The 9,090-nt window shown below is 48.4% G+C and carries 12 protein-coding genes; 5 read left to right on the top strand and 7 right to left on the bottom strand.

Features of this window, described 5'->3' with window-relative positions; all coding sequences use genetic code 11:
* Positions 1-36: 36 nt before the first annotated feature.
* From KM295_RS16395 to KM295_RS16375, 5 genes are all read right to left on the bottom strand, one after another.
* On the bottom strand, positions 37-1,944 hold the full coding sequence (locus KM295_RS16395; protein WP_256031393.1) for an Eco57I restriction-modification methylase domain-containing protein: 1,908 nt from the start codon (positions 1,942-1,944) through the stop codon (positions 37-39).
* A 135-nt stretch (positions 1,945-2,079) separates the two neighbouring features.
* A complete protein-coding gene (locus KM295_RS16390) occupies positions 2,080-3,033 on the bottom strand; it encodes a DUF4268 domain-containing protein (protein WP_256031391.1) in 954 nt (317 codons plus the stop codon).
* Positions 3,034-3,158: 125 nt separating this feature from the next.
* Positions 3,159-3,383, bottom strand: a complete 225-nt coding sequence (locus KM295_RS16385) for a DUF8139 family protein (RefSeq protein WP_256031388.1) — start codon at positions 3,381-3,383, stop codon at positions 3,159-3,161.
* Between the two features lie 71 nt (positions 3,384-3,454).
* A complete protein-coding gene (locus KM295_RS16380; protein ID WP_256031386.1) occupies positions 3,455-3,703 on the bottom strand; it encodes a type II toxin-antitoxin system RelE family toxin in 249 nt (82 codons plus the stop codon).
* 6 nt (positions 3,704-3,709) lie between these two features.
* Complete coding sequence (locus KM295_RS16375; protein WP_256031385.1) at positions 3,710-4,030, bottom strand: winged-helix domain-containing protein; 321 nt, start codon at positions 4,028-4,030, stop codon at positions 3,710-3,712.
* 214 nt (positions 4,031-4,244) lie between these two features.
* On the opposite strand from KM295_RS16375, the gene KM295_RS16370 reads away from it, so the two are divergent.
* Positions 4,245-4,724: a hypothetical protein gene (locus KM295_RS16370; protein ID WP_256031383.1), complete on the top strand. Its 480-nt coding sequence runs from the start codon at positions 4,245-4,247 to the stop codon at positions 4,722-4,724.
* Between the two features lie 149 nt (positions 4,725-4,873).
* Positions 4,874-5,848, top strand: coding sequence for a DUF7983 family protein (locus KM295_RS16365; RefSeq protein ID WP_256031363.1), 975 nt, complete (start codon positions 4,874-4,876; stop codon positions 5,846-5,848).
* A gap of 95 nt (positions 5,849-5,943) precedes the next feature.
* Here the strand turns inward: KM295_RS16365 and KM295_RS16360 are convergent, their stop codons facing one another.
* A complete protein-coding gene (locus tag KM295_RS16360) occupies positions 5,944-6,660 on the bottom strand; it encodes a hypothetical protein (protein WP_256031361.1) in 717 nt (238 codons plus the stop codon).
* 32 nt (positions 6,661-6,692) lie between these two features.
* The gene (locus KM295_RS16355) at positions 6,693-6,947 is read right to left on the bottom strand and encodes a FaeA/PapI family transcriptional regulator (RefSeq protein ID WP_256031359.1); all 255 of its coding nucleotides are present in this window, start codon (positions 6,945-6,947) and stop codon (positions 6,693-6,695) included.
* 166 nt (positions 6,948-7,113) lie between these two features.
* Between KM295_RS16355 and KM295_RS17175 the strand changes: the two genes are divergently transcribed.
* From KM295_RS17175 to KM295_RS16345, 3 genes are all read left to right on the top strand, one after another.
* The gene (locus KM295_RS17175; protein WP_418904822.1) at positions 7,114-7,524 is read left to right on the top strand and encodes a DUF7344 domain-containing protein; all 411 of its coding nucleotides are present in this window, start codon (positions 7,114-7,116) and stop codon (positions 7,522-7,524) included.
* Between the two features lie 104 nt (positions 7,525-7,628).
* Positions 7,629-8,264, top strand: coding sequence for a hypothetical protein (locus KM295_RS16350; protein WP_256031357.1), 636 nt, complete (start codon positions 7,629-7,631; stop codon positions 8,262-8,264).
* A 361-nt stretch (positions 8,265-8,625) separates the two neighbouring features.
* Entirely contained in the window at positions 8,626-9,042 is a 417-nt protein-coding gene (locus KM295_RS16345; protein ID WP_256031356.1) for a recombinase family protein, read from the top strand.
* The last annotated feature ends 48 nt before the right edge of the window (positions 9,043-9,090 follow it).

The following is a 9,090-nucleotide window of genomic DNA, read 5'->3' as shown; positions in this document are numbered from 1 at the left end:
CACAATCACTACTCTCCCGCTTCAACGCCTTTGATCTCACGACGTGATCCCCCGCCCGCTAGTGATTAAACACAGGCCTTTTATGTTCATCTCCTCATATCCGATTTCGTGAAAACGGCTAAGGATGCTTTTATTGAAGTCTTCACTGTATTTTTCTATGAGCTGTTCCGCTTCAGAGCGTTTTTGCTTCGCTATTGCACTACTATCTGTATTCTTGTGACTGTGAATCGCAGCCAGAACGTCACCAAACTTACTCTCAACTTTGTTTTCTAGGGCCCCCCATTCAAGCAAGGTGTTCTGGTCTGCTTCGGTATCATCGTCGTCGATAAACGATACGTACCCCATCAACGAATTTCCTTGTCGAATATTGAAATCGATATTCGGAAGTGGCTCCACTTCGCTCGGCTCATCCTCAATGTCAGCGACCATCGAAAGCCAGAGGCGAAGTTTACAGATTTCCACTGCACCTTCGTCAATATCAACACCATATAGATTATTCAGGATAACCGTCCGCTTTGCATACAGTGACGCCCCACCTTGGCCTTCATTGATCTTTTCTAACTCGTCTCGGGTACGAGAGTCCAGTTCCCAACCCTTACCTTCCTGTTCCAGTTGTTGGAAAAATTCGATACACTGCATATAGACATCCACCAGCACGTCCTGTGCAGCAAGCAGGAACGCACCACTCCCAACTGCCGGATCAAGGATGTGAGCCTCTTTCAGAATGTCGTGATATAGTGTTTCGACGTGCTTTGTCTCAACATTTCCAGTTGGAACCTGTTGAGTCATCGTCCCGCCATCCGCTACTGCTTCCGTTTCACCGCTGGCTTCTATACTCGGGAAGCCGAACACATCATCAATCTCATCATATGTGGCGTCAACAGCGTCGTTGAGCTGATCAAGCAGGTAGGGATGGATCGTCCGGCGAGACATGAAGCCGGTGATCTCTTCGGGTGTGTAGTACGCTCCCATCTCCTTCTGGTTAACTGTCTGTTCGAAGATGTGTCCGAGGATGGCGGGCGAGAGATTTTTTGGATCAACGATGTCGAGGCGTTCGTCTACGTTCCAGTTCCAGTCTGAAAGGAAGTCAAGGATGTCATCGAAGAGTTCGTTCGTCCTTTTAACGGAGCCCCCAAGTTTCGCGTCCGGGAAGTCTTCTTCGACTGGATTTTTGGCGAACAGTCCACCGTTCAAGTATGGGAGACTTCCGAAGTCAGGACTCTGTTTGTCCTCTGCAAGGTACTCGAAAAATAACGGCTGGTAGAAGTTCTCGTACCGATCTTCACCATCATCCACGACATCGCCGGGTTGTTCGTGTAGGTAGTTCGGATCGCGGTTCAGAAGCCGTTTCTCCTGGATGAAATACAAGAAGATCATCCGGTCAAGGATGACTTGGACATAGCGTTGTTTCGCGTCACCGCGATCGTCAGGGATACCGGAGACTTCCTGAACGAGATCGGTCCGGAGTTCCTCGAAATCTTGGTAGAACTCCTTGACAACTTGTTGTGTATCGTACAGAGTGTCGTAAATTGCTGCAGAGGAGCCGTACTCGATCGAATTGAGTTTCTTCAGTACGGTGTTTTTCTCACCGCTTGAACGCGAGAACTGTTCCTTGGTGAACGAGATCTTCTGGTGCTTGATGCGCCCGTGCTGTTGACCTTCCCAGCTTCGCATCCGTGTAAGGAAGGTGAATTCTTCGAAGTCGTTCGTGGCGACGAGGTTCGTATGCCGCGATCGGTTGTCCGGTTTGAAGTCGGTCGCTGATTCACCAGGACCGGCGTTAACGAGGACAACGAATTCGTCGTCAGCGAGTTGGAGTACGAGGTCGTTGTCTTCCCCGAGGTTTGGACGGGGTTTGAGGCCGCGTTTCTCAAATGAGTCTGCGATGTCCTGCAAAGAGTCCCACCCGGCGATGTCATCAGCAGTGATCTGCTGGAGAGCCATACAAGATGAAACCCCCGTGAATGTTATGAAGGTACGGGAATTATGAAACCGAATCCTGGTGTTTGAATCGGGAACGTCCACCTTATTGATCGTTACACCGCCCAGAAAATGCCAGAATGGCGGCGCAAATAAGGATCAGTCCACGTTCAGAGTTGAAATACGAGGTTCAAATTCTTCCTGGAATGAGTCCATAACGTCTACCCCCCACTCAACCAGCTGCGCTTGCTGGCTTGCGCTCAACTGGGTTATTTTCTCCTCTAGTGGCTTCGGCCACTTGATCCGACAGGCGCGTTTGTCCGACAGTTGTTGCCAGACTAATTCGGTGTCGAGGTTCGCTTCGATCTCAGCACTCTGCTCCTGCAGAGCTTCAAAGATAGCCATATTCCGCTCGGCGTCAGAGGTCTGGATATACAACTCAACAGCGAATTCCGGGCCTTGGTGAAAGACCCATCCAAAGCTCACACCGGATATTCCTGCACTGAAGGTAAGATAATTCCGAGGTCCAGGTTTTAGCTTGGACCAGTGTGGTCGTCGTTCCGAGTAATCATCGACCAGATCAGCGAAGAATTCACGATAGCTACGCTCCGTCTCTGATAGGGATTCATCGGTGATCTCACGCTCCCAGTCGTTAGGTTCAACGACAACCTCGAATTCAAATCCCCGCTTATCGGTATTCTCGATACTCAGTACCCGCGGTTTGATAGCGAAGAACTTCACGTCCTTAGGACCGCTCTCATTTAGCCATTCGAGAACACTCCGATGCTCAGGTCTAAACTCCTCAGCCAGCCATATCGTGAAACCGGCGTTCTTTCCAGAAGAATACGTTAATAACTTTCCCAGGTGGTCGTGATCGGTTTTACCGTACTGGTTCTCAATCACAACCGTTTCACCGGTATTCATCTCCCGCGCGACGATGTCTGAGGAAAAATCACCTACTGTTTCCTCAGTATGTGCATCCTCTATTTCAATCCCCAATTCTGACCCCAGCAGTTGGATGTTCTCCGCCAGCCAACGTGTGAAATCACGCTCCTCATTTTGCCACACTGTTCGGAGCTTGTGTTCTTGAATGCGTGCGATGTGTTCATCCATATCTTAATGCTTGAATGGGAGCAATATCAACGAAGGGATTTTTGAAGCGAATGTGGGTCCTGACTGCGAGAGTGCCTTTCAACTCTCACTACACCCACAGAACTACTTCGTTCCAATTCAGCCATCTACTCAGAGGCTGGCCGTAGATCTCGCCAGCGTAGATGCTCAATACTATCGTCATCAAGTTCAACACTAAATAAATACGAATCACGGACATCTCCCGTTTCCTTATCGGCATCGTCTTCAATAATCTCAACAACCGTTCCTTTACTCCCATGAAGACTGTAGTCAGGGTCAGCGGAATTCGGAATATCGATACGCACCTTATCACCAACGTCAAACCGTCTCATTATTCAAATACGTATTACGGCGAGTGCTGAACGTTTCGAATAACAATCCAGTCAAGGCATATCTGTGGTAGTCACTCGTACACGGTGTCCCGAGTATCGATCTCCAACACTCGAAGTTCACCTTTTGCTTTCACCCAATCGATGATTGCGCGGCGTTTCCCAATACGGAGTGAATACTCCTCTCGCCCTTTCAACGGCTTCAGGTGCCGATCCGGATTCTCACCAGCGTCTTCTAACTTCGATCGAATCCGAGTCTCAATATCGTTCGGGAGTCCCTGCAACTTCTTCTCAACATCGGGGTGCAACAGAACCGTCGCCATACGCCACTACAGTTCGCTCCACTCATCAGTTCCCTTCCGGGCATCAACCGTCTCAGCGGTTTCAGCATCAAGTTCCGGTGCAACTTCAGCCCACCACCCGACCGCGCGCGCACCGATCTTCTTCCGGCTCACGAGCCCTTTGTCGTCCATATCTTCGAGTCGGTTCCGAACTCCTTCTGAAGTTATGTGCTTCCCGAATCGCCGTAACCCGTCTACAACTTCTGAGGCTGTCAACACCGGGTCGTCTTCGTAGTCGAACACTTTCAGTATCTCCTGTTCGGTAACGGTCTCTTCAAACCGCCCCGCGTCATCCCGGCCTTGACTCATACGTCAACCATAGCGACTCAAACCCATAACCGTTTGGTTCGTACAAACCGGTATAACGGTGGCTTGGTAATATAGGCAGAATTGTTCTATGAACAGTTCTCACACCCGTGCTGTGTTCTGGTGATTCGCTCAACAGAATTTGTATTTATTAGATCGTTCGATCTGTCTTTACGTTTCAGAGGGTATTTGTTTCACCCCGCGAGAACGAACAGGTGTGAGTTCCAACATATTTTTGGCCCGATCCTCTCCCGAGGATTTTGACCGGACTGTCCTCTCAGAAGTCGAATTAAGTAGCTATCCCGATCATCCCGAAGCGTTCTCTGAGATGGATACGGTTCGATTCTTCGGTGCCCCCGAAAGTAAGAAAGATACTTTTGAGAAAATGAGCACCGACGATCTCGTCCTCTTTCATCAGAATGGTGAGTACGTAGGGACTGGATGGATTGGAATTACCTTTGAAGACGAGCAGCAATGGGCCGGAACAAAGGTTTGGAGCGATACTTCTTCCACTCTCATCTACACTGTTCAGGGAGTTAAACCAGTATCAGTTCCCACAACGGCAGTGAATCGGATTTTCGGATATGCAGACGGATATACGCCCCTGAATTTGATGCGGGTTGCTGGGAGTCGAGTTGATAGCCGACCTAAAGCAATTAAACGAGCCTTAGAACAGTACACCGAAAAACACAGTTAATTAGGGATCACGCCTGACAAATACGCACACTTACTGAGTGAATGATTTGTCCCCGATCGTCCTGAAATCAACCATATTGTGAGCTGTTCTATGATTCTTTGATTTGCTGACCCCTATTGACTTTGTATCTTGCCGCTAATTCCTTTGTAATGCCATTCAGTGTGAGTTGGCACACGCTCTTGGATGAACTTGATGAGTTACCAGACGGGGCAACGTTAATCACACCGCTGTCGCACAACTCGTTCCGAATTACCGGCGTGCAGGAGCAGCGTGTCATTATCGAATTCGAAAATAAGGACGAGACGCGACCGCTTCAACGTGATCAATTCGAAACTCTCTACCGACGGATTACTGATGAACCGGATGGTTTCGAACTGGATCGGTTGCCACCTGATGCTGACCCGTATCCGGCGGTGCTGAGTCTCCATCCTCGATACGAGATTGATGAGGACGCTGGCGTGATTGTTGAGAAGGATGGGCCAACCACAACGCAGCTGCTTGATACTGACTCCAAGTCTGGAACTGAAGGTAAAGAGCGTACTGAGCCTGATCTGGACGTGTATGCGAATGCGCTGTTGCTTGTTGACGCTCTTGAACGGCACAACGTGGCGACATTAGAGGAGATGGATACGAGTGCGTTGGTGAACCTCTATACGTTACTGTCGGATGTGCAACGGAATGCGAATGACTTCCGCAAGGATGTTGCAGACGTGCTTTTGAATCGACTTCATCACGATCGCCCGACGAGTGGGCCATTCGGTTCTGTGCAGCGCACGACTCGCCGCAATCGTTCGCTCAAGGATGACGAGGAAGTGTTAGAAACGTTGGAACAGGCTGGTATTGAGCAAGAACGGGTGATGAGTGTGGATCGGGGAAAGGTGGACAAAGCGCTGGAAGTGACGGAACTATCTGAGGACGACGTGTACGAAATCACGGAGAGTGAGTACGTCCGGAAAGCAGAGGTAGACGAGGAACGCAAGGAATCCAGATTACAAGGTCTTAAGGATCAACTCGCGGCTACGGACGGGGAAGATGCAGAGGAACTACGACAGGAGATTAAGGAACTTGAAGAGCGGATTGACGAACTAACAAGCTTTCGAACTGCAACCGATGTTGAAGGGTGACAGTATACCGCGTCTATCAGATCGTTTCAGTAACGTGGTATGCTTGGAATCCCACCAAACGATTGTTCAGGCTCCTACACGGCAACAATCCTCTGTCAGCCAAGATCAGTAAAATTCGTGTACTGGGTAATAACGACTTGAACCTCAGCGTTTTCCTTATAATAATGATCCTTGACGTTCTCAAATCGATACCGCTTGCCACGATCCATACGTGGATGTGACACCCCATCCCGAATAACGAACGTTACAGCCTCTAGAACACTTTCATCCCTTAGTTCACCTCTGATGTCCGGGATCCTGGGCTCGTCTTTTTTGACCCAATGGATGGAGTCAATCTTAGCTTCGACATTAACGTATTCACCGGATCCAGAGAACTCGGCTAGATCCCACGTTTCATTTGGATGGGATGATGGCTGTGACGAATTTGTGGTTTCAGCGAAATCGTCAGATCCATTGTCCGCTGTGTCCCTTGATCTGTTGCTATCCTGCTGTTCTGCATTTTGTGATGGTGATTGTGAGTAGGCTGACTCTGATTTATCGCTAATTTTTCCAGCTTCAGACGAAGTCATATCAGCTGAATCAAGCGGTGTAATAGTCAGAAAATTCGGATTCTTGTTCAGACCTTTACGAAAGTTTTCAATCCTGACGGTGAGTGTCTGTTCGTCAGCAGTTTCGTCAATTAGTGACTGATCTTGAATAAGACAGTTGATTCTGCCGATTTCCTCATTCGCAGCGACGACCCACCCATCTTGGTTTCTTTCAATCTCAAGTTCGCCCACCTCACCAGAAGTTGTGAACCACGGATCCCCCATGGCAACCAGTATCGTAAGCGCGTATTTATATGTTATTCAGAGCTGGCTTTGTCAGATATTGTAGTGTGTTCGGGATCCCACCAAACCTTTGCTCGGGCTCCAACGTTTTTTGATTTTAATTGGCCCTTCTGTTCTAGTTGATCCAGTCGATCACGTACCCCTCTATGTGTAATCTCGAATTCCGAAGCGACTTCACTAGTTGTTAGCACAGGATCCGAAGACGAGCGAAACACTGCCAGTATATTGTCGTCTGTGATTTTGGGTTTCCGACCTGGACCATCAGCCATTATCAGAATGGCCGTTTCGACTAGTGTTAGAAATTTCTTCTCTTGAAAGAACTATTATTTAATAGTTCTCTCATAAGAACTAATTAGTGAGGACCCCAACCACCCAAGATACTGATACAGATGAAACCCGATCTTCCCCCACGGATTGTCCAAACAACAGTAGGGCATGTGGCTACTAATCACGATGATTGAAGAGTCGTCCTCACCGGATGGGCTATCTGATATTTATCACGCGTTACGAGCAACGCGTCGCCGGTACGTGATCCAATGGTTCGCAGCGCATAACGAGGAAACGGCTTCAGTTCGGGAACTCGCTAAGTGGATTGCTGCCACAGAAAACGATCTTGAATCAGATCATGCAACCGGAGAAGATTATCGAAACGTGTACAATGCATTATCTCAATCCCATTTGCCAACACTTTCCGATGCTGGGTTAGTAATCTATGACTCGGATCGCCAATCTGTTGCTCCTGGGCCAGACTTCCAAGCAGGCGTTCTGCTCGTTATACTCAATCGAGTAGCCTATTATACGATCAAAACAGAGGAGTTGTTCGATGGGAGCGTGCCCAGCTTTTAGAGGATATTCGGATATTTCAATGACCGATTGAGTAAGTCATCTTCCCTTGACGTTCAGTATGATGGTTTCCGAAAGCAACCACCATCAACGAGGAGTAGTGACCAATGTTTGTAGCTAAGGATCAACTTCGAAACCGTGTCGTCCAAGGTAATGAAGTTAAAGAGAACCCACAGTATTCGTCAAGATGGGATTTTTGCTGTCCGATCTGTGATAAGCAACTCGCGTACAATCGCTCTGCAAAACATCCATTTGAGTACTTTGCCCATAGAGATCGGACGCCAGATTGCACCGCAACAGACGCAGCTACAGAGGGACACCGACTCCCAGTAGAACTCTCTATCAAGAAGATCTACAATCGGATTCGGGAAGTTACGGGTGAAGAAGTTTCTCTTGACGTGGAACGGCGGATCGGTAGCAAGACCAATTTCAAAATCACGGATATACGAGTAACATATCCACTAAAAATTGCAGCAGAAATCTATTACAAGGCTTCAGATCTCGAACTTTCACGACGACTCCGAACGATGTTTAATTATGGGTATCGTGTATACGTGATTTTCAATCTGGATGGGCGTCATAACGTGGCCGAGGTGGAACAGGATATTCAACGACTCGCGCCTCTCAAGCTCGGGCGATTTGACCCTACCAGCCTGAAGCTGTCTCTTGGTGATATATTTGACCGTGATCAAATCTCGTTTGCCAAACCTGCCCGCGAGTCGCTGCCAAACTATCTACTTTGAAACTCTATTATTGATTGCGGATCTCAAGAAATTGTAATCAGATCCGATCTACCGCACGATCCGTACACACGCTTATTCTGCCATTCTCAGAGCATCAGCGCATAGCCTGCGATCGTAAACAACACGAAGAACAACAGGATCCACGGAACGGAATGATATACCCACGTTGCGAGCACTTCCGAAAAAGTGGAATTCGGTGACTGCATACAATCAAAATCCGTCAGATGGTATTAAACAACTAGGGTGGGGGTGGTTTTCAGATCCCCCAAAATAGAGACTTATCCGACCGATCTATCCAAATACTCGATGACGATCAATGGGCGATTGATGTTGTCAATCGAAGGGACACAGTCCGGTGGCTATGTCAAAGGAAAAGGCGGGTGGTTTTGGACGAGATCGTATTGATCCATCCAGTATTGGTGATAGCGAAGAATCGGATTTTGGAGCTGCGATTTATGCGCGCACTTCATCAGCAAATCAGCGGTTCGGGTACTCTATCGATGAACAGATCCGTCGGTGTTGGGAACGGTGTGAAACGAGAGATTGGGATGTGCGCTATGTCTTCGCTGACGAGGCGGAATCTGGTCGGGACACCGAACGTCCAGAGTTCCAACGATTGCTTAGGGCGGCAGAACAGGAAGCTATTGACGTAGTCGTATTTTGGGCTCTAGATCGGTTTTGCCGATCACTTGTGGACTTAGTGAAGATCGAAGAGCAACTGGATCAGTGCGACGTTAGCTTGCAAAGTGTGACTGAACGCCTATGTTTAATCGCATGAAGGAAGTGGTATCTCCTGTTTTGCGGCCTTCTTCATGTTGTATACTGC

This window comes from Natronomonas aquatica (assembly GCF_024449025.1).
GTDB classification, from domain to species: domain Archaea; phylum Halobacteriota; class Halobacteria; order Halobacteriales; family Haloarculaceae; genus Natronomonas; species Natronomonas aquatica.
This window is presented reverse-complemented; position numbering and strand designations above follow the sequence as displayed.

Coding starts and splice junctions, on each gene's coding strand:
- KM295_RS16395 (WP_256031393.1), bottom strand. CDS start 1,944: ATGGCTCTCCAGCAGATCACTGCTGATGACATCGCCGGGTGGGACTCT.
- KM295_RS16385 (WP_256031388.1), bottom strand. CDS start 3,383: ATGAGACGGTTTGACGTTGGTGATAAGGTGCGTATCGATATTCCGAAT.
- KM295_RS16355 (WP_256031359.1), bottom strand. CDS start 6,947: ATGGCTGATGGTCCAGGTCGGAAACCCAAAATCACAGACGACAATATA.
- KM295_RS16375 (WP_256031385.1), bottom strand. CDS start 4,030: ATGAGTCAAGGCCGGGATGACGCGGGGCGGTTTGAAGAGACCGTTACC.
- KM295_RS16390 (WP_256031391.1), bottom strand. CDS start 3,033: ATGGATGAACACATCGCACGCATTCAAGAACACAAGCTCCGAACAGTG.
- KM295_RS17175 (WP_418904822.1), top strand. CDS start 7,114: ATGTGGCTACTAATCACGATGATTGAAGAGTCGTCCTCACCGGATGGG.
- KM295_RS16380 (WP_256031386.1), bottom strand. CDS start 3,703: ATGGCGACGGTTCTGTTGCACCCCGATGTTGAGAAGAAGTTGCAGGGA.
- KM295_RS16350 (WP_256031357.1), top strand. CDS start 7,629: ATGTTTGTAGCTAAGGATCAACTTCGAAACCGTGTCGTCCAAGGTAAT.
- KM295_RS16345 (WP_256031356.1), top strand. CDS start 8,626: ATGTCAAAGGAAAAGGCGGGTGGTTTTGGACGAGATCGTATTGATCCA.
- KM295_RS16360 (WP_256031361.1), bottom strand. CDS start 6,660: ATGGGGGATCCGTGGTTCACAACTTCTGGTGAGGTGGGCGAACTTGAG.
- KM295_RS16365 (WP_256031363.1), top strand. CDS start 4,874: ATGCCATTCAGTGTGAGTTGGCACACGCTCTTGGATGAACTTGATGAG.